General features: G+C 72.8%; 17 protein-coding genes and 1 pseudogene. 5 read left to right on the plus strand and 13 right to left on the minus strand.

Features of this window, described 5'->3' with window-relative positions:
• Positions 1–16 precede the first annotated feature (16 nt).
• Positions 17–1,177: a DUF5925 domain-containing protein gene (locus M2266_RS07905; RefSeq protein ID WP_277437518.1), complete on the plus strand. Its 1,161-nt coding sequence runs from the start codon at positions 17–19 to the stop codon at positions 1,175–1,177.
• Between the two features lie 95 nt (positions 1,178–1,272).
• Here the strand turns inward: M2266_RS07905 and M2266_RS07910 are convergent, their stop codons facing one another.
• From M2266_RS07910 to M2266_RS07920, 3 genes are all read right to left on the minus strand, one after another.
• Positions 1,273–1,647 carry a GntR family transcriptional regulator gene (locus tag M2266_RS07910; RefSeq protein ID WP_277437519.1) on the minus strand — a complete coding sequence of 125 codons (375 nt, stop codon included), beginning with the start codon at positions 1,645–1,647 and terminating at the stop codon, positions 1,273–1,275.
• Between the two features lie 77 nt (positions 1,648–1,724).
• Positions 1,725–2,345 (minus strand): ABATE domain-containing protein, encoded by a 621-nt coding sequence (locus M2266_RS07915; protein ID WP_277437520.1) that lies wholly within the window; start codon positions 2,343–2,345, stop codon positions 1,725–1,727.
• Positions 2,346–2,422: 77 nt separating this feature from the next.
• Positions 2,423–3,841 carry a carboxyl transferase domain-containing protein gene (locus tag M2266_RS07920; RefSeq protein ID WP_277437521.1) on the minus strand — a complete coding sequence of 473 codons (1,419 nt, stop codon included), beginning with the start codon at positions 3,839–3,841 and terminating at the stop codon, positions 2,423–2,425.
• A 267-nt stretch (positions 3,842–4,108) separates the two neighbouring features.
• Here M2266_RS07920 and M2266_RS07925 point away from each other — a divergent pair, with 267 nt between their 5' ends.
• Positions 4,109–5,125 (plus strand): lytic polysaccharide monooxygenase, encoded by a 1,017-nt coding sequence (locus tag M2266_RS07925; RefSeq protein WP_277437522.1) that lies wholly within the window; start codon positions 4,109–4,111, stop codon positions 5,123–5,125.
• A 163-nt stretch (positions 5,126–5,288) separates the two neighbouring features.
• On the opposite strand, the gene M2266_RS07930 is transcribed toward M2266_RS07925, so the two are convergent.
• Positions 5,289–5,735 carry a MarR family transcriptional regulator gene (locus M2266_RS07930; protein WP_277437523.1) on the minus strand — a complete coding sequence of 149 codons (447 nt, stop codon included), beginning with the start codon at positions 5,733–5,735 and terminating at the stop codon, positions 5,289–5,291.
• An 85-nt stretch (positions 5,736–5,820) separates the two neighbouring features.
• Between M2266_RS07930 and M2266_RS07935 the strand changes: the two genes are divergently transcribed.
• Positions 5,821–6,195: a cupin domain-containing protein gene (locus M2266_RS07935; RefSeq protein ID WP_277437524.1), complete on the plus strand. Its 375-nt coding sequence runs from the start codon at positions 5,821–5,823 to the stop codon at positions 6,193–6,195.
• Here the strand turns inward: M2266_RS07935 and M2266_RS07940 are convergent.
• From M2266_RS07940 to M2266_RS07975, 8 genes and pseudogenes are all read right to left on the minus strand, one after another.
• Positions 6,188–7,048, minus strand: a complete 861-nt coding sequence (locus M2266_RS07940) for an alpha/beta fold hydrolase (protein WP_277437525.1) — start codon at positions 7,046–7,048, stop codon at positions 6,188–6,190. The genes M2266_RS07935 and M2266_RS07940 overlap by 8 nt on opposite strands.
• A gap of 109 nt (positions 7,049–7,157) precedes the next feature.
• A complete protein-coding gene (locus tag M2266_RS07945; RefSeq protein ID WP_277437526.1) occupies positions 7,158–8,396 on the minus strand; it encodes an MFS transporter in 1,239 nt (412 codons plus the stop codon).
• Between the two features lie 84 nt (positions 8,397–8,480).
• Entirely contained in the window at positions 8,481–9,380 is a 900-nt protein-coding gene (locus tag M2266_RS07950; protein WP_277437527.1) for a slipin family protein, read from the minus strand.
• 132 nt (positions 9,381–9,512) lie between these two features.
• Positions 9,513–10,481, minus strand: coding sequence for a YafY family protein (locus M2266_RS07955; protein ID WP_277437528.1), 969 nt, complete (start codon positions 10,479–10,481; stop codon positions 9,513–9,515).
• Between the two features lie 142 nt (positions 10,482–10,623).
• Positions 10,624–11,652, minus strand: a complete 1,029-nt coding sequence (locus M2266_RS07960; protein ID WP_277437529.1) for a S1 family peptidase — start codon at positions 11,650–11,652, stop codon at positions 10,624–10,626.
• A gap of 220 nt (positions 11,653–11,872) precedes the next feature.
• Positions 11,873–12,616 carry a DUF1684 domain-containing protein gene (locus M2266_RS07965; protein WP_277437530.1) on the minus strand — a complete coding sequence of 248 codons (744 nt, stop codon included), beginning with the start codon at positions 12,614–12,616 and terminating at the stop codon, positions 11,873–11,875.
• A gap of 133 nt (positions 12,617–12,749) precedes the next feature.
• Positions 12,750–13,641, minus strand: a pseudogene (locus tag M2266_RS07970) (LLM class flavin-dependent oxidoreductase).
• A 561-nt stretch (positions 13,642–14,202) separates the two neighbouring features.
• Positions 14,203–15,438 (minus strand): DUF5685 family protein, encoded by a 1,236-nt coding sequence (locus tag M2266_RS07975; protein ID WP_277437531.1) that lies wholly within the window; start codon positions 15,436–15,438, stop codon positions 14,203–14,205.
• A gap of 289 nt (positions 15,439–15,727) precedes the next feature.
• Between M2266_RS07975 and M2266_RS07980 the strand changes: the two genes are divergently transcribed.
• Both M2266_RS07980 and M2266_RS07985 read left to right on the plus strand, forming a co-directional pair.
• Positions 15,728–16,171 carry a cell division protein SepF gene (locus M2266_RS07980; RefSeq protein ID WP_269269243.1) on the plus strand — a complete coding sequence of 148 codons (444 nt, stop codon included), beginning with the start codon at positions 15,728–15,730 and terminating at the stop codon, positions 16,169–16,171.
• Between the two features lie 214 nt (positions 16,172–16,385).
• Positions 16,386–17,183 (plus strand): polysaccharide deacetylase family protein, encoded by a 798-nt coding sequence (locus M2266_RS07985; RefSeq protein ID WP_277437532.1) that lies wholly within the window; start codon positions 16,386–16,388, stop codon positions 17,181–17,183.
• Positions 17,184–17,198: 15 nt separating this feature from the next.
• Here M2266_RS07985 and M2266_RS07990 read toward each other — a convergent pair whose 3' ends face one another.
• Positions 17,199–18,413, minus strand: a complete 1,215-nt coding sequence (locus tag M2266_RS07990) for an acyl-CoA dehydrogenase family protein (RefSeq protein ID WP_277437533.1) — start codon at positions 18,411–18,413, stop codon at positions 17,199–17,201.
• Positions 18,414–18,452: the final 39 nt, after the last annotated feature.

Consider the following 18,452-nt stretch of genomic DNA (forward strand, 5'->3'; position numbering starts at 1 on the left):
CCGGATCATGGGCCGCATGTCCGCGAAGCCCCATGACCCGAGGAGGCCAGTGCCACAGAGCCTGCCCGACCCCGCGCCCGCCCGGCACGCGCCACGCCCACCGCACCGCGCGGTCCCCGTCCATGTGCGCCTGGACGACAGCGACTCACCCTCCGACGTGGTCGACGCGCTCTTCCTCGGGCGCTTCACCTCCGGCGAACAGCCGTACTCGCGCGGCGCGTCCCTGGAGAAGGTCAAGTCCGGCCTGACGCTGATCCCGTCGGACGCCACGGTGCTGCGCCAGGCCCGCGACAAGGACCGCAGCGCCACGCTGGCCGAGGGCGAGGGCTGGACGATCCTGATCTCCCGCTGGAACCGCGGCGCGGACGTCACGGTCGCCGCGGTCAGCGACGAGCTGGCCGAGCAGGTGCTCTCGCGCGCCGTCGAGAACGCCGAGGACGAGCCGGAACCCCAGCCCGAGACGGTCACCATGGGGTTCTGGTACGTCTCGACGCGCCGCGGCCCGCACCGCACCACCCGGCAGATCTCCGCCGCCACCTGGGACGAGCTGCGGGGCAACTACACGGCCCCGGTGGCCGAGGCCATGGACGGCCTCATGAAGCTGTCCAAGGACGACATCACCGGCCGGCTGCTGCTCCTGCACGGGCCGCCCGGCACCGGTAAGACCTCGGCGCTGCGCACCCTGGCCCGCTCCTGGCGCGACTGGTGCCAGGTCGACTGCGTGCTGGACCCCGAGCGGCTCTTCAACGACGTCGGCTACCTGATGGACATCGCCATCGGCGAGGACGACGGGACAGCCGGCGGCCGCTGGCGGCTGCTGCTCCTGGAGGACTGCGACGAACTGATCCGCGGTCAGGCCAAGCACCAGACCGGCCAGGCGCTCTCCCGGCTGCTCAACCTGACCGACGGCCTGCTCGGCCAGGGCCGCAATGTGCTCGTCGGCATCACCACCAACGAGGACCTCGAGCGGCTGCACCCCGCCGTCGTCCGGCCGGGCCGCTGCCTGTCCCGTATCGAGGTCGGCCCGCTGACCCGCGACGAGTCCGCCGCCTGGCTCGGCACCACCGAGGGCATCGGGCGCGAGGGCGCCACCCTCGCCGAGCTGTACGCGCTGCGGCGCGGCGCCGGCTCCACCATCCCGGCCCAGGCCCCGACGTCGGACGGCCTGTACCTCTGATCGGTACCGGGTTCGGGTGGGGGTTCGTCCGGGTGTCGCGGACGTCGCAGGTGCGGCGCGCGCTCCGGAGCGAAGGCCTGCCGGTCGTGGACGGGCTACCCGTCGTAGGCGGCGCGCAGCGCTTCCTGGACGGCGGCGAGGGCGGCCGCGCGGTCCAGTCCGAGGCGGTGCGCGCGCTGCGCGAAGTCCGCGGCGGCGGCAGCGGCCTGCCGCTCGGCGGCATCGCCCGCGGCGGCGACGAAGGTGCCGTGCCGGCCCCGCGTCTCGATGACGCCGTCGGCCTCGAGGGCGCGGTAGGCCTTGGCGACCGTGTTGGCCGCGAGTCCCAGCTCCTCGGCGAGCCCCCGTACGGTCGGGAGCTTGTGGCCGACGGGGAGCCGCCCGCTGCGCGCCTGATCGGCGATCTGCTCACGCACTTGCTCGAAGGGGGCGGCGGCCGCGTCGGCGACGACGGTGATCCTCAGGCTCATGACGGCGATCCTGGCACAACGGACGCGGTGGACGAGCCCGCGGGATCGGACCGGGCCACGTCGGGCCGGGTCGTCCGTCAGCTGCGGTCCGGATCGGGATCCAGGTCCGCGCCGGTGCGGGTGCGCTGATAGTGCCGGGCGACCCGGGCCCGGTTGCCGCACGCCGGCTTGCACCATTCCTGCCGGCCGTGCCCCTTGACGAAGTAGCGGACGCAGCGCGGTGCCGTACAGGCCCGCAGCCGGACCCGTTCCGGACCCGCCAGGAAGTCGATGGCCGCACGGGCCAGACCGGCGGTGATCCGCACCCGCGGATCGTCTTCCGTGGACAGCGGCCGGACGGCCGGGGCCTCACCCGGGGGCCACAGCAGCTGCGGGGCGACCGGCTCGTTCGCCGCCGCGGAGTTGAGGCGGTCGAGGGCCAGGTCGGCGGGGATGAGCCGGTCGGCGTCGGCGCGGCTCGGGGGTGCGGGGCTGACGGCCAGCGCGAACAGCGCCCGGACCGCCTGCCGGAGGGCGACGACCAGGTCGCGCAGTTCCTCGTCCGCGCTGAACCCTTCGGCGGCGGGCCCGGGGAGCAGGTCCGCCCGCTCCCGGATCCAGCGGGTCATCCCCTCGACGGTGGCGAGATCGTCCGCGACGCCGCCGTCCCCGTCGTGCCGGACCGTACTCACCAGCTCCAGCGCCAGCTGCCGCTCCATGGATCCCCCTTCACCGTCACTTCACCCCAGCCTACGGTCCCTAATGAGAAGAGAGGACTCTCTCATTAGCCCGCTGCCTACAGTCCGAGGTTGCGGTACCGGGCCCGCCGGGCGGCCAGCCGTTCGCCGCGGTCGCGGGCCCGCAGGGCGGCCAGTTCGGCACCGAGCAGATCGCCGAGCCGGCCGAGGAACGCGTCGGGCGCGTCCGCCGCGTCGGGGCTCTCCTCGACGATGGTGTCGACGATCCGGTTGATGAGCAGATCGGCGGAGCTCACGCCCTGCCGCTCCGCGACCTCGAACGCCCGGTCCGTCGTCCGGTAGAGGATCGCGGACGCGCCCTCCGGCGGCAGCGGCGAGAGCCAGGCGTGCCGGGCGGCGATGACGCGGTCGGCGGGCAGCAGGGCCAGCGCGCCACCGCCCGCGCCCTGGCCGAGCAACAGGCAGAGGGTCGGGGCCCGGAGGGTGACGAGGTCGGCGAGGCAGCGGGCGATCTCGCCCGCGAGGCCGCCCTCCTCCGCCTCCCGGCTGAGCGCCGCCCCCGCCGTGTCGATGACGGTGAGCAGCGGCAGATCGAGTTCGGCCGCGATCCGCATGCCGCGCCGCGCCTCCCGCAGCCCGGCCGGCCCGAGCGGTGCGGGACCGGCCTCGTGCGGGCGCCGGTCGTGGCCGAGCACGACGCACGGCGTCGGCCCGAACCTGGCCAGCGCGAGCAGCAGTCCGGGGTCGCGCTCCCCCGCGCCGGTGCCGCTCAGCGGCGTGACCTCCCGTCCGGCTCCTGCCAACAGCGCTCGCAGTCCCGGCCGGTCCGGCCGGCGCGAGCGGCGGATCGAGTCGGCGGTGGAGACCGCGACGGCCACCTCCGGCGAGCCGCCCGAACCACCGCCCGCGGAGACGTCGTCACCCGCCTCGCCGCACAGCACGTCCAGCGCCCGCGCCGCGACCTCGGCCAGCTGACCCGCCGGGAACACCGCGTCGACCAGGCCGTTGGCCAGCAGGTTCTCGGCGACCTGAACGCCGGTCGGGAACGGCTCGCCGTACAGCGCCTCATGGACCCGCGGCCCGAGGAACCCGATCAGCGCCCCCGGCTCCGCCGCGGTGACGTGGCCCAGCGAACCCCACGACGCGAGCACCCCGCCGGTGGTCGGGTGCCGCAGGTACACGAGGTAGGGCAGCCCCTCCGCCTTGTGGTCGGCGATGGCGGCCGCGACCTTGACCATCTGCAGGAACGCGATGGTGCCCTCCTGCATCCGGGTACCGCCGGAGGCGGGGGACGCCAGCAGCGGCAGCCGCTCCCGCGTCGCCCGCTCCACCGCGGTCACCAGCCGGGTCCCGGCCGCCACCCCGATCGACCCGCCGAGGAACCCGAACTCCCCCGCGACCAGTGCCACCCGCCGCCCCCGGATCCGTCCCTCCCCCGTGACGACGGACTCGTCGAGCCCGGTGCGCAGCCGCGCCCTCTCCACATCGGCGCGGTACTCCGCCGCCTCGGGCAGCACGGTGACGGGCTCGTCCCACCGCCGCCAAACTCCCCGCGTCGACAGCGGCCTCGATCAGTTGCAGCGCGGCAAGCCGTCGGCTCGTATCGGTCATCCCGCCACCCTGCCACGACTGATCACCCGGCCGCGTTCTTAATCGACTCTCAGGGGTCCCTTAAAGCGCCCATAAAGATCGGGTTTCCGCAGCCGGCGGGGGGATTTCGGCGGTGGGGCGGGGCTAGCGTGCCGGGTGTTGGGCAGGTGTCACCGTCGAAGGAGATCCCCGGGATGACCGTACGTCGCAGGGCCGCCGCAGTCGCCGTCGTGGGCTTGGTGCCGCTGGTGCTGACCGGGCTGGCCTCCGCCCCCGCGAGCGCGCACGGCTCGATGTCGAATCCGGTCAGCCGGGTGTCCGCCTGTTACGCGGAGGGTCCGGAGAGCCCGAAGTCGGCCGCGTGCAAGGCCGCCGTCGCGGCGGGTGGGACGCAGGCGCTCTACGACTGGAACGGGGTGCGCGACGGCGAGGCGGCCGGGCGGAGCCGGTCGAAGGTGCCGGACGGGCAGCTGTGCAGCGCCGGCAACGCGGAGTACAAGGGGCTCGACCTGGCGCGGGCGGACTGGCCGGCGACGGCGATGAGTAGTGGTTCGTTCACCTTCAAGTACCGGGCGACCGCTCCGCACAAGGGCGCGTTCGACCTGTACATCACCAAGGACGGTTACGACCCGTCGAAGCCGCTGAAGTGGTCCGACCTGGAGGCGAAGCCGTTCGCGTCGGTCACCAACCCGACTCTCACGAACGGCAGTTACGTGTTCCCGGGCAAGGTGCCGCAGCGCACCGGCCGCCATCTGATCTACAGCGTCTGGCAGCGTTCGGACAGCCCCGAGGCCTTCTACACCTGCTCGGACGTGGTCTTCGGCAAGGACGGCGGCGGCTCCGCCCCGACCCCGGCCACTCCCTCGCACAGCGCTTCGCACAGTGCGCCGGCTACCACGGGAGCGGCGCCGGCCACGTCCGCGCCGTCCGCGCCGTCCGAGGCCCAGATCGCCGCGGGCGCCTCGAAGTCCACCGTCCACCACGACCACCCGGCGGCGACCACCGCCGCCGCGGCCGGTGACGCGCCGAAGGCCGACGGCTCCGCCGCGCCGGTGGCGCCCGCCGAGGACACGAAGCTCGCCGAGACCGGGGGTTCCACCGGCACGGGCCCGCTCGCCGTCGGCGGTGCCGCGGTGATCGCGGTCGGGACGTCGGTGCTGCTCGCCACCGTCCGCCGCAGGGCCGCCGCGGCGGGACGCCACCGTTCCTGACGGGACGTCCACCCCCTGATCCGGTGCCGCTGTCACCCCACGGGCAGCGGCACCTTCGCGTCCCGGTGTGGGTCCCCGCGTGCGTCCCGGTGTGGGTCCCGGTATGTGTTCCGGCGTGCGTCCCGGTGTGGGTCCCCGCGTGCGTCCCGGCCGGCGTCGGGGGCTACCAGTTGGGCCGGATCGGGCCGTTCGGTGCCAGCCGGGACAGATCGTCCCGCAGGGCCCGCAGCCGGCGCTCGCCGAGGAGGTCGGCCCAGGGGCGTACCGCGTCGGCGGCCGCCTCCTCGGCGGCTCGCGTGCAGGCCCAGCCGCGGTCGGTGAGGACGACGAGCCGGGCCCGGGCGTCGTCCGGGTGCGGGCGGCGCTCCACGTATCCCTTGCGGACGAGTTCCTCGACCATCTGGCTGGCCGCCTGGCGGGTGACCCCCAGGTGTTCCGCCAGGTCGGCGGCGGTCGCGCCGGCCGGGGCGAGGCGGGCGAAGGCGAAGCCGTGCGCGGGCCGGAGGTCGCCGAAGCCGCGCGCGACGACGCCGTCGTGGATCACGGCAGTGAGACCGCCGGCGGCGGCCAGCAGGGTCGCGGTCAGGCTCATGGCGTCAGCGTTGTTCACGGGAGCAGCTTGACACACTGCGCAAGCTACTTGACTATATAGACAAGTAGCTTGCGCAAGCAGCTTGACCATTTGGAGATCCCGTATGCCGTTTGTCCCCGCAGCCGAAGCCGTCGTCCACGAGATGCACGGTGTCCGTTTCGTCTCGTACATCCTGCCCGCGCACGGCAGCAAGGAGCTGTGCGCCTGGCGCGGTGAGATACCCGGCGGCACCGCCGGGCCCGCTCACACCATCACCCGCGAGGAGGTCTTCCTCGTCCTGACCGGCACGGTGCGGTTCAGCATCGACGGCGAGGTGTCCACCCTGCGGCCGGGCGACGCCGCCGTCGCGCCCGCCGGCTCCTCCCTGGGCGTCGGCAATCCCACGGAGGAACCGGCCACGATGTGGGTCACCACCAGCGTCGGCCTGCAGGCCGTACTCGCCGACGGCACCGCCATCTCGCCGCCCTGGGTCAACTGAGCACGGAGAGACAGTTCGTCCGGGTCGCGTGGGCGGGGTCGAGGGCGTTGGCCGCCTCATGGAAGGCGATCCGGTCGAGGAGACCGATCGCGACGTGCTCGGAGAGGTCCACCGAGCACAGGTCCTGCAGCAGGACGTTGCGGACGTCCGGTCCGGAGAGGAACTGCGACGTATACGGCGTGACGACCTCGTCGTACCGGGTCGCGATGACGGTGTAGCGCACGCCGGGGACGGTGTCGCCACCGTCGTTCAGGGCCTGCATGAAGGCGGATCCGGCGACCTGGTCGGCGAGGCCCGGAACGACGGAGTGGATGGCGTCGGCGGCGCCGGGGAAGTACGGGAGCAGGTTGGCGAGGCCGTCGAGGCTGGTCCCGTGGTTGTCGGGGGCCAGGCCGACCAGCGCGTTCACCTTCGACGCGCCGCCGAGAAACTTCAGGTAGTAGCGCGGCATCATGCCGCCCTGGGAGTGCCCGACCAGGTCCGCCTTCGGCGCGTCGGTGGCCGTCAGCACCCGGTCGGTGAAGTCCGCCAGTTGCTGCGCGGAGTCCGCGATCGGGCCGAGCCCGTCGAAGAACGGGACGCCCGGCAGCCCGCCATAGTCGAAGGAGAAGACGCAGTAGCCCCGGTCCACCAGGTAGGGGGCGAACGCGAGCCAGTTGTCGGTGCCGTTGCCGAACGTTCCGTGCACGAGCACGACCGGCCGGGGGTGCGCGGCGGAGGGCCGACAGGAGAAGTCGTTCCATCCGCTGGACGGGGCCGGGTGTGCGGACGCGGCGGTGGCCGCGATCGGCGTGACCGCCACCGCGCAGGCCAGGGCCAGAGCGGTGAGCGTCCGCTTCCAGGGCAGCCTCATGTGATCTCCTCGCAGGTCAGGGGAGTTGCGTCACTCCACCCACGCTGTGATCCGGATCACAAGTTGTTACGTTCACGTCAACTTACGCGCCAGTAGCAAGACCTGCTAGTTACGCGTCGGTAAAGAATTGCCCACCTCGGGACGCCAGGGCCGCCGACCCGTCCGCCCCGACGGCCGGGACCCCCCGCAGGCAGTACGCGGCGGTCAGCACGCCCGCCGCGCCGAAGGCGGCGAGCAGCAGGCGGTGGTCGACGACCGCGACGAGGCCGGCGCCCACCAGTCCGCCCACCGCGGTGGGCGCGAAGACCAGCGTGCTCGCGGTCGCCGCGACCCGGCCGATCAGTTCCGCGGGCGTCTCCCGCTGAACGGCGGTCAGTGCGGTGATCAGCACCCACGGCAGCCCGACCCCGATCGCCGCGCCGCCCACGAGGGCGGCGGAGACCCACGGCGTGGCGCGTGCGGCGATCCCGAGCGCGAACAGCAGCATGCCGGTGGCCGCGAAGACCCGTTCCGGCATCCGCCGCAGCAACGCGCCCGCGACCACTCCCCCGACGACGGAGCCCGCGCCCTGCACCGCGTACAGCACGCCCACGAACGCGGGCGAACGGTGCAGGCCCGCGTCGACCACCGCGTAGATCGCCGAACTGCCGAGTGCGGACAGCAGCATGGCGATCGAGCCGACGGCCACCAGCCGGCGCAGCAGGGGGTGTCGTCGTAGCCAACGGATGCCCTCGGCGGTCTGTTCACGCCAGCCCGACGCGGCCGGCGCGGGCGCTTCCTCCCGCACCCGGACCATCGCGAACACGGCGGCGGCGAGCGCGAAGGTGACGGCGTCGAGCACGGCGACGGAGCCGCCTCCGTAACGGACGTACAGGCCGGCGCCGGCGAGGGGTGCGAGCAGCTTCATCGCCTCGTTGGCGGTCATGCGCAGTCCGTTGAAGTCGCCGCGCAGCTCCTCGGGAACGGCGGCGGTGATGACGGCGGCCTCGGCCGCGTCGCACAGCACCGACGCGGTCCCGTACAGGACGAGTACGGCGAAGAGGATCCAGACCAGGTCCGCCGTACGGACCGCGAGCAGCAGCGGCAGCAGGGCCGCCATCGCGGCGTTGACCAGGATGAGCAGCGGACGACGGCGGACCCGGTCGGCCAGGGTGCCGAGCAGCGGACCGGCCAGTGTCGGGGCCCAGAGGCAGACGCCGACCAGCGCCGCGAGGCTGCTGGAGCCGGTCAGCGACTTCACCCAGATGCCGGCGGCCAGCATCATCGCCGAGCTCCCGAAGCCGGAGACCAGCACCCCGCCCAAGTACGTCCCCGCGTCACGGTCGCGCAGGACCCCCCATGCCGTCATGACTCCCAATCTATTGCTTGGGAGTCGCGCTGGGCTACCGGCAGGACGGAACGGCGCGAGCGCGCGTGCGGGTCGGGGCGGTCGTCACTCGCCGTTCCGGGCCGGCGGGTTGCCCTCGATCGGGACCGGCGTGGACACCGGCGGAGAGACGGGCGCGGGATCAGGGGCGGGCGGTACGGCCGCGGTCTCGGCGGCGGGAGCGGCCGGCGCGGGAGCGGCCGGCGCGGCGGGCGTCGGCGCCGCCCGCTCCAGGAAGCGCAGCAGCTCGACCGGGAAGGGCAGCACCAGCGTCGAGTTCTTCTCGGCCGCGACCGCCACCACCGTCTGCAGCAACCGCAGTTGCAGGGCCGACGGATTGTCCTCCATCTGCAGGGCGGCCTGGGCCAGCACCTTCGACGCCTGCAGTTCGGCGTCCGCGTTGATGATGCGGGCGCGCCGTTCGCGCTCCGCCTCGGCCTGCCGGGACATGGACCGCTTCATCGCCTCCGGCAGCGACACGTCCTTGATCTCGACCCGGTCGATCTGCACGCCCCAGCCCAGCGCCGGGCTGTCGATCATCACTTCCAGGCCCTCGTTCAGCTTCTCCCGGTTCGACAGCAGCTCGTCCAGATCGCTCTTGCCGATGATCGAGCGCAGCGAGGTCTGGGCGACCTGGGACACCGCGAAGCGGTAGTCCTCGACTTGGATGACGGCGTCCACGGCATTGATCACCTTGAAGTACACGACCGCGTCCACCTTGACGGAGACGTTGTCGCGGGTGATGCCGTCCTGCCCCGGCACGGGCATCGTGACGATCTGCAGATTGACCTTCCGCAGCCGGTCGACGAACGGAATGATCATGGTGTAACCGGGGGCCTTGGGCTCCGATTTGAGCCGGCCCAGCCGCAGCACCACACCGCGCTCGTACTGTCGCACCACCCGGGACGCGGCCGCCACGTAGACGGCCCCGGCCGCGAGGCCTGCGAACACCAGCTCCACGATCATTTCGGCCCCCTGCCGTATGCACGTGCAGTGCCTCCAGCGTACTGCCGGAACCCCTGCCGGGCTCCGGTCGTACGGGGGCGGTGGCGCACGGAGGGGGCGCGGGAGCCGCGCGGGGCGACGGCGCCCCGCCGGTCAGGCCGGCGGCGTCCGGTCCACGGCGCGCAGCATCCGCGATGCCACCGCTCTCAGCCGGTCGGCGAGCTCGGGCGGCTCGCGCACCTCGAACTCGGCGCCGAGCATGGCGATGAAGACGGTGAGGGCGTCGAGGGACTCGGCGCCCGTCCGCAACTCGCAGGTGCTGTCGTCGATCGCCTCGATCGTGCCGAAGCCCGTCCAGCCGAAGTCGGCGACCTCCTCGGCCGACATGTGCAGGACGACCCGCGCCTGGTGGCGGTAGCCCCGGGTGGTGACGCCCTTGGCGACGTACGTGGCCGCGTCCTCCGGCGGCTCGCGCGGGGTGAAGCGCGGCCCTCCGGGGGTCTTGGGGGCGATCCGGTCGACGCGGAAGATCCGCCAGTCCTCGCGGTCGGTGTCCCAGGCGAGCAGGTACCAGCGGCGCCCGTGGTTGACCAGGCGGTGCGGCTCGACCGTGCGGCGGCTGGAGGCGCCGCTGTGGTCGCTGTAGTCGAAGCGCAGCCGCTCGCGGTCACGGCAGGCCGCGCCGATGACGGTCAGCACGTCCTGGCCGACGGTCGTCCGGCCGCGCGCCGGCGCGTGGACGGTGATCGCCTGCATGGCCTGGACGCGGTGCCGCAGCCGCGACGGGAGCACCTGTTCCAGCTTGGACAGCGCCCGGACGGAGACCTCCTCGATCCCGGCGACTGTGCCGCCCACGCCGGTGCGCAGGCACAGCGCGACGGCGACGGCCTCCTCGTCGTCCAGGAGCAGCGGCGGCAGCGCGGCACCCGCGCCGAGCCGGTAGCCGCCGGCCGTGCCGGGTGCGGCGTGCACCGGGTAGCCGAGGGTCCGCAGCCGGTCGACGTCACGGCGCACCGTTCGGGCGGTGACGTCCAGGCGTTCCGCGAGGTCGGGTCCTGACCAGTCCCGCCGGGACTGCAGGAGCGAGAGCAGACGCAGCAGACGCGCCGAGGTCTCCAACATGCGGTCAGTCTGCCAGCCGTCGCGGACAGCCACTGACCGCATGCGCCGGCGGTCCGCGCGCACGGCGGAGCCCCCGCCGGCAGGTCGGCGGGGGCTCCGTTCCGTCCGCTGCGGGCCGTCGCAGCTGTCGGTGGTGCCGGCGTCAGTAGACGCTGACCCCGTAGGCGCTGAGCGCTTCGGTGACCGGCTGGAAGTACGTCGTCCCGCCGGAGGAGCAGTTTCCGCTGCCGCCCGAGGTGAGGCCGACGGCGATGGAGCCGTTGTAGAGCGAGCCGCCGCTGTCGCCGGGCTCGGCGCAGACGTTGGTCTTGATCATGCCGTAGACAACGTCGCCGCCGCCGTAGTTGACGGTGGCGTTGAGCCCGGTCACCGAGCCGCTGTGGATGCCGGTGGTGGAGCCGCGGCGCTTGACGGACTCACCGACGTAGGCGTTGCCGGCGCTGGCGATGTCCTGGCTGCCGACCGCCCCCGCGTGCGCGACCGAGCTGTTGTCGTAGCGGACGATCCCGTAGTCGTTGTTCGGGAAGCTGTTGCCGGTGGTCGGGCCGATGGAGGTGCCGCCCGATGTGGTCCAGGCCGGGTAGCCCTCGGTGCAGTGGCCCGCCGTGAGGAAGTAGTACGTGCTGCCGCTGCGGACGTTGAAGCCGATGGAGCAGCGCCACTGGCTGGTGTAGATGGCGTCGCCGCCGGAGAGCAGCTTGCTGAACTTCCCGGCCACTCGGTGGATGGTCACGGCGTCGCCGTAGCCCGCGGTGGCCTTCGTGAGCCGGGCCAGCTGGGCGGCGGTCACCCGGCTGTCGACGCTCACGTCGAGCTTGTCGGTCAGCGGGTCGACGGACCACGCCGTGCCCGCGATGTCGGTGGACCTGGCGGCCTCGCCGGCCTTGTCGAGAACGGCCGAGCTGAACCGGACCGTCCTGGGCGTCGCTCCGGCGGCGCGTACGGCGTCGGCCGCACTGGCCGAGGTGACGTTGACGACGGTGGTCTTCGTCGCCGCGTCGTAGTAGCTGCCCGCGGTGGTGGTGGCGCCGAGCGACGTGGCGACCGCTGCCGCGGCCTCCGGGGATGCCGTCGCCGTGGGGGCGGCGTTGGCGGCGGGCAGCGTGAGCGCGGTGACGGCCACCAGGCCGGACGTCACAGCGAGCAGGCCGGCGCGTCGGGTGATCTTCATTTGTTCCTCCTGTGGGGGGTGGAGGTCAGCTCGGCCTGCCCGTGTCGCACCGATTAACGAACTCGACGTGACCCTGACAAGCACTGGACGGGAGTATTCAGAGCCCGCGCGGAAGGCACAAGGGCGCCTTTCGGCCGCGCCGGACCGACACGAAGGCGCCCCGCGCACCCGACGGGGCACCGGAGCGCACCCGGGCCGGCAACGGCTCGGCCGCCGTGGCTCAGGTGCTGAGAACGCGGCTCTCGCCCGCTTCCAGGGCGAACGGCAGCGTGTTGCCGGGCGGCGGGAAGGGGCACACGAACGCGTCGGCGAAGGCGCACGGCGGGAGCAGCGTCCGGTTGAAGTCCAGCACCACGCGGCCGTCCGCGGCGGGCGCGGGCGTCCGCAGGAAACGGAAGCGGTAGCTGCTCCTTCCGCTGGTCGCGTCGGCGATGACGCCCCAGAGCGTGCCGTCCTCCTCGACCGCCACCGCGAGCGCGTGCTCGGCGCCGTCCACGGTGAACGTCAGTTCGCCACTGACGCCGAGTCCGCGCTCCCGGCCGTCGGCGTGCGGCACCAGCACGGCGCGGCCCTCGGGGTACGGCCGGAAGACCGCGGGCAGCACCCACCGGTCGTCGTGGTCGAACACGTCGATCCCCGCGAAATCACGCCGGGCCTGCGCGGCCGGGTCCCAGATCCGGATGGCCAGCAGCCCCTCGCGGTCAATCGCCACGATCCGCTTCTCGCCGAACAGGACCGGCTCGCCCTCGGGTTCCAGCCGTCCGAGGACCCCGTCGTTGTGGTGTACCACCGAGCCGTCCTGCTCCCGCCACTCCCCCGGCAGCCCGGGGATCCTCCCGTCCTCGGTATCGGCGAGCCAGTACGTGCCGGTCAGGGCCAGTGGCCCGTACGGTGCGGCGACCGACTCGGCGCGCCGCTCGCGCCAGTTCTTCCAGTCCTGCTCAGTCTCATAACTCATGGTCATCAACCTTCCATAGCGGCTGCCGCAGGCCGAGATGCCCGCGCGGCGTCGTGCGCCCCGTCCTCCGGTCGGCGGCTGCCCTCCGGCGACGGGATCGGAAGTGGCCGGAATTGGTCCGTCCGGATCATCGGCGGCGTTATCCGACCGAACGGTCCTCCGCACTGCTGACCGGTCGGTTCACCGGCCGGTTCACCACACGGCGCACCGGCCGGTCGAGACCGAGGTGTTCGCGCAGGGTCGTCCCCGGTTGGAAGCGGCGGAACAGCCCACGCTGCTGGAGCACGGGCACCGTCGCGTTCACCAGTCGGTCCAGATCCCGCCGCGGATCGGCGGGCCGTACGTGGAAACCGTCGGTGATGCCGTCGCGGTGCCAGTCGCCGAACAGGTCGGCGAGGACCACGGCGTCGGCCGGATCGAACAGCTCGACGGCGAGCGACGCCAGGACCGTGAGCCGGTCCGGGTCCCGGCCGTACGCGGCCGCCCGGCGGCGCAGGTCGGTGCGGGGCCTCGTACGCCAGCCGCTCGGAGTGCGGGCCGCCGACCCGTACGTACGCCACGTCCGCGTGCCGCGCGGCCGTCTCGCGCGGTGCCTCCAGCGTCGCGTCGACCGCGACCACCGGCCACCCCTCCGCCGGCTCCGCTCCGGCTGACGCCACGTCATGGAGCCCGGTGACGTCCACCGGACCGTCCCGCGGCGGGGCGGGCGCGTCCGCCGTCCCGGCGTCCGGGACCAGCGGCGTCCAGCCGGCCCGGCCCCGGCTGATCCGGTCGAGGAGCACGATCCCCGCCGGAGCGGGGACCGGCCCGGGGTGCGCGGCGGTGACGGCCGCCACCAGGCCGATCCGGTCGGTGGCGGGCGCTGCCTGCGTGAGGACGGCGAGCGCGTCGAGTCCTCCCGCACTGCCGTCGGCCGGAGCCGGCGCGTCGTCGAGCGTGACGAAGTCCAGTGCGCCGGACTCGGCGAGCCGGGCGAGTTCGACGTAGTGCGCGACCTCGTACCGTTCCCGGTGCTGCTCCCATCCGTCGATCGCGAAGGCCAGGTGCAGCGGGCGGATGGGCCGATGGCTCGGAGGGGTTGGTGACATGCGGAGACTCCGTGGACACACAGAAGGAGCACGGGAGTTGCCTTCACGCACGCCGCGTCCCTCAACGCGGCCGGGCCGTCACGACCTTGCCCGAGGCTAATCCCCCGGCGTCACCCACTGTCAAGCATGTCCACCTGGTGGGCATCGCGTCTCAGCGTGGTTGACGGATGGGGACGGCGGCTGTTCCACTGGCCGCATGCGCAGCTGTCAGTTGGTGACCCGCGACCACATCGACTTCGGTCGGGTGTGGTCGTCCTCTTGTTGTCGCTGACCTCTTAGGGCCTGCCCGGCCGGCCCTGGCTCCGCCCCCGCCCCGCGCGCACCGCGCCGCCGCGGCCGCTCCACCTCGGGCCCTCCCCGGCTCTTCCGCAGCTCTCCCGCCAGCCCGGTCTTCCTTCACGTACGCGCACCGCCTTCTCTCCCTCCCTCGTACGCACCTTTCGAGTTCGAGAAGGACCCCGCTCCGCTCTGCGGAATCGTTCAGGCACTGGCGTTGAGGAACACTCAACAGCCGCAGTCACAACCGCAATCGCAGCAGTCGCACCCATCACAGCAATCGCACGCATCGCAGCAGTCGCAGTCGCAGTTCGAGCACCAGCCCTCGCGGCGCCTGCCGTTCCACGGATCGTCGTAGTGGTCGCGGCAGCACAGCTGGCAGGTGCAGCACAGGGCGCTCCACATCGCGCACCCGACGATCAGCCCCCGCCGGCGCGGCGGCTCGGGCGGCGGGAAGTTGTTCGGCGGGAAGCCCGGCCCGCCGGGCGCGTAAGGGCTCTGGCCCGGACTGTACGGATTCCCGCTCAGCTGCGGAGACCCGGCCGGTCGCGACCCGTCCGGACCCCGGGCGTCGAGCGCGTCGGGGTGGGCGTGCGCGCAGGAGCCGCCGAAGGCGCGGTCCACCGAGCGCCGCAGTTCGTGGGCGAGCAGGACGTGCACGAGGCCGCCGTCGGTGAACTCGGCGTCCTTCAGCGCCAGCCGCACCCCGCGGACCGCGTCGTCGCAGAGCCGCCGCGCCTCGTCGCGACCGGTGCCCGTCGCCGTCAGCGGGTTCCACGCGCCCGAAGCGGCGTCGGCCGGCTGGTCCTCGACCGCGTCCAGCAGGTGCGCCAGCCGTCCGAAGAGCCGGCCGGCCTCCTCCAAGGGCGCGCGGTTCCCGGGCCGTCCGGCGAGGACCGCCGTGTAGCCGAAGGCGGCCGCGGTCGCCGTCTCGGTCGGCTCGGTGACGGTCAGCAGCGGGGTACCCGTCCTGGCCAGCGCCTCGATCCCGCTCTGCCGGTCCACCGCGTCCACCAGCACGGCCGTGTCGAAGCCGAGCCCGCCGCCGGTCCGCGCCCCGGCCCGGTCCCAGCGCCGGGCGACGGTCCGCGCCGCGGCCGCGACCGGCCGCCGCGCCATGGCGCCGTCCCGGTCGTCGATGTGGTCGCGCATCTTCGCCGACGCCAGCACGAGCGAGACGGCGGCGGCCAGTCGCGCGCCCTCACCCGTCGCCACCGGCGCGGTGCGCATCCCGCGCAACGGGCAGGGCCCGGCGGTCCGCCGCCACTTCGCGGACGCCTCCGCGCCCGGGACCTGGGCCTCGACCAGCGCCGAGATGATCAGGCCGTCGTAGTTGGTGGCGATCCGGGCCAGTTGCCCGTGGTCGTCGCGCAACGCGAGGCACAGCCCGCACAGGTGCGCCATCCAGGAAGTGGCGAGTCCCTCCGACATCCGGTGGCGACACGGCCTGATAATTCCGAACAACGCTCCCCCAGCGACTTCATCATACGATCGGCCCGACATGCTACCGATGGAACGATCTCATGACCGGCGTACCGCCGTCCGGCCGCGCCGCGTCACCCGGAAGGGGGGAGCGCTCCCATCACTTCGTCACCTTCCGTACGCCTATGGCTACCTGACTCCCCGACACCTATTTTGTGCACCAGTACCGTCACAAGTCCCCTGGGTGGCGGCTATCCGCTTGGCGCATCATCGGCATCATGGACGACCATAGGGGTACGGGCGATAAGACCGTGTGTGAAAGGAGGCGTCCATGGGTTCGGTTCGACGAGCGAGTGCCTGGCTGGGCCTCGTCGACGACAACGGCGACGAAAGCTACTACGACGAGGAGTACGCCGACTACGGCGAGGGGTCCGAGCGCGGTGACACCTGGGTGACCGACCCCAGGGTCCAGGTGGCGAGCGAGACGGCCGAGGAACAGGGCCGCCAGATCGCCACGGTGACCCCGGACGGATTCCGGGACGCCCGCGGCATCGGCGAACTCTTCCGCAAGGGTGTCCCGGTGATCGTCAATCTCACGGGTATGGAGTCGACCGACGCCAAGCGCGTCGTCGACTTCGCGGCCGGCCTCACCTTCGGGCTTCGCGGCTCGATCGAGCGCATCGCCACCCGTGTCTTCCTGCTGACCCCCGCCGACTACATGGTCCTCAACGCCGAGTCCAAGCGCGGCGCGGACGGCTTCTTCAACCAGAACTGATCAACCACGCTCAGCACCACGGAAGCACGGTATGGACAACGCTGTGAGCAGCCTGGGAGCCGTCGTCAACGGTCGTGGGTAGTCCTTGGTCACCCTCGGACGACCCCCAGGCGGCCCGGCGGTGAAACCGTGTGTCCGACCGGCCGCGGACGCCGCTGACCACACCGGCGCGTCCATCACCGAGCCGGGCCGTCGCCCCGCACAAGATGTTTCCATGCCACAGACTCCCTGTTCGCTGCCCCGCCGCCGCTTCCTGGCCGTGAGCGCCGCGGCACTGCTCGGCCTCGGGGCCGCGGCGCCGGCGGCCGCGCGGGCCCGGCAGGTCCCCGTACCTGAAAGCGTCCTCGACGCCGGTCCCCAGGCCATGGCCCTCACCTTCGACGACGGCCCCAGTCCGCAGTACACGCCGCAGGTGCTGGACGTCCTGCGCGACCACGGCGTCCGTGCGACGTTCTTCGTGTGCGGCGACAACGTCGGTCGGTACCCGGACGTCGTCCGCCGCATCGCCGCGGAGGGGCACGTGCTGGGCAACCACACCTGGTCCCACCCCCATCTCGGCGAGCTGTCCGCCGCGGACGTGCGCGACCAGATCCAGCGCACCCAGGACGCCGTCACGGAAATCGGCGGACGGACGCCGGTGCTGTTCCGTGCCCCCTACGGCGAATTCGCGGACGCCTCCCTGGCCGTCTGCGGCGACCTCGGGCTGCGCCCGATCTCCTGGTCGGTGGACCCGACGGACTGGGCCAACCCCGGCTCCGACACCATCGCCGACCGGGTCCTCGCCGGTGCGACCACCGGCGCCATCGTGCTGAACCACGACGGCACCGAGGGCGGCGACGACGATCCCGCGCCCGGCAGCGGCGGCGACCGCTCGCAGACGGTGGCCGCGCTGAAGAGCTACCTGCCACGGCTGATCGAGGCCGGCTACACGTTCACCACCCCTGACGCCCATCCACCGCGCCGGAACCCGTCCCGGATGTTCCGCCGGTCCGACCGGCTCGGATCGGCCTGAACCGGCCGAGCGGGCTCACCGGAAGGCGTCGAGTCCGGTGAGTGCCTTGCCCAGGACCAGCTGGTGCATCTCCACGGTGCCCTCGTAGGTGAGCACGGACTCGAGGTTGGTCGCGTGCCGCATCACCGGGTACTCCAGCGAGATGCCGTTGGCGCCCAGGATGGTGCGTGACGTGCGGCAGATCTCGATCGCCTCGCGCACATTGTTGAGCTTGCCGAAGCTGACCTGCTCCGGACGCAGCCGCCCGGCGTCCATCCGCGTGCCGAGGTGATGGGCGAGGAGGATGCCCTTGTGCAGTTCGACCGCCATGTCGGCGAGTTTGGCCTGGGTGAGCTGGAAGCCGCCGATGGGCCGGCCGAACTGCTCGCGGGTCTTCGCGTACTCCCGCGCCGACTCGAAGCTGCTGCGGGCCGCGCCCATCGCGCCCCAGACGATGCCGTAGCGCGCGTGGTTCAGACAGCTGAGCGGGCCCTTGAGGCCGGCGCCGTCCGGGAGTACGGCGTCGGCCGGCAACCGCACGTCGTCCAGGACGAGTTCGCTGGTGACGGAGGCGCGCAGGCTCCACTTGTGCTTGATCTCCGGCGCGGAGAAGCCAGGGGTGTCGGTGGGGACGACGAAGCCGCGGATGCCGTCCTCCGTGTGGGCCCAGACCACCGCGACGCCGGCCACCGAGCCGTTGGTGATCCACATCTTGCGGCCGTTGAGCACCCAGTCTCCCCCGGACTCCGTCCGGGAGGTGCCCCCACCGTCGCGCTTGGCGTAGGTGCGCATCCCGGCCGGGTCCGAGCCGTGGTCGGGCTCGGTGAGACCGAAGCAGCCGATGACCTCGCCGGAGGCCATCCGCGGCAGCCACTCCTGACGCTGCTCCTCGGAGCCGAAGCGGTGGATGGCGTACATCGCCAGTGATCCCTGCACGGAGACGAGCGAGCGGATCCCGGAGTCGGCCGCCTCCAACTCCAGGCAGGCCAGGCCGTACTGGACGGCGCTGGCGCCCGCGCAGCCGTAGCCGGTGAGGGACATGCCCAGCGCGCCGATCGAGCCGAGTTCGCGGGCGAGTTCCCGGATGGCGGGCAGCTCGCCGGCCTCGTACCAGTCGGCCACGTACGGCAGGACGCGGTCCGCGGCCCAGTCCCTGACGGTCGCGCGCACCGCGCGGTCCTCGTCACTGAGCAGATCGTCGATCCCGAGCGGGTCGTACGGGTCGAACGGCGGCAGCGCGCTCCCGGACATGGCGGTCTCCTGGGTGAGCTACGAGGGGATCTACGAAGG

Origin of the sequence: Streptomyces sp. SPB162, from assembly GCF_029504575.1 — a bacterium.
Lineage (GTDB): Bacteria > Actinomycetota > Actinomycetes > Streptomycetales > Streptomycetaceae > Actinacidiphila.

What these genes read in the sequence shown, in the direction of transcription:
- M2266_RS07905 (WP_277437518.1), top strand. Translation starts at nt 17, where the DNA reads ATGTCCGCGAAGCCCCATGACCCGAGGAGGCCAGTGCCACAGAGCCTG.
- M2266_RS07910 (WP_277437519.1), bottom strand. Translation starts at nt 1,647, where the DNA reads ATGAGCCTGAGGATCACCGTCGTCGCCGACGCGGCCGCCGCCCCCTTC.
- M2266_RS07915 (WP_277437520.1), bottom strand. Translation starts at nt 2,345, where the DNA reads ATGGAGCGGCAGCTGGCGCTGGAGCTGGTGAGTACGGTCCGGCACGAC.
- M2266_RS07925 (WP_277437522.1), top strand. Translation starts at nt 4,109, where the DNA reads ATGACCGTACGTCGCAGGGCCGCCGCAGTCGCCGTCGTGGGCTTGGTG.
- M2266_RS07935 (WP_277437524.1), top strand. Translation starts at nt 5,821, where the DNA reads ATGCCGTTTGTCCCCGCAGCCGAAGCCGTCGTCCACGAGATGCACGGT.
- M2266_RS07940 (WP_277437525.1), bottom strand. Translation starts at nt 7,048, where the DNA reads ATGAGGCTGCCCTGGAAGCGGACGCTCACCGCTCTGGCCCTGGCCTGC.
- M2266_RS07945 (WP_277437526.1), bottom strand. Translation starts at nt 8,396, where the DNA reads ATGACGGCATGGGGGGTCCTGCGCGACCGTGACGCGGGGACGTACTTG.
- M2266_RS07950 (WP_277437527.1), bottom strand. Translation starts at nt 9,380, where the DNA reads ATGATCGTGGAGCTGGTGTTCGCAGGCCTCGCGGCCGGGGCCGTCTAC.
- M2266_RS07955 (WP_277437528.1), bottom strand. Translation starts at nt 10,481, where the DNA reads ATGTTGGAGACCTCGGCGCGTCTGCTGCGTCTGCTCTCGCTCCTGCAG.
- M2266_RS07960 (WP_277437529.1), bottom strand. Translation starts at nt 11,652, where the DNA reads ATGAAGATCACCCGACGCGCCGGCCTGCTCGCTGTGACGTCCGGCCTG.
- M2266_RS07965 (WP_277437530.1), bottom strand. Translation starts at nt 12,616, where the DNA reads ATGACCATGAGTTATGAGACTGAGCAGGACTGGAAGAACTGGCGCGAG.
- M2266_RS07980 (WP_269269243.1), top strand. Translation starts at nt 15,728, where the DNA reads ATGGGTTCGGTTCGACGAGCGAGTGCCTGGCTGGGCCTCGTCGACGAC.
- M2266_RS07985 (WP_277437532.1), top strand. Translation starts at nt 16,386, where the DNA reads ATGCCACAGACTCCCTGTTCGCTGCCCCGCCGCCGCTTCCTGGCCGTG.
- M2266_RS07990 (WP_277437533.1), bottom strand. Translation starts at nt 18,413, where the DNA reads ATGTCCGGGAGCGCGCTGCCGCCGTTCGACCCGTACGACCCGCTCGGG.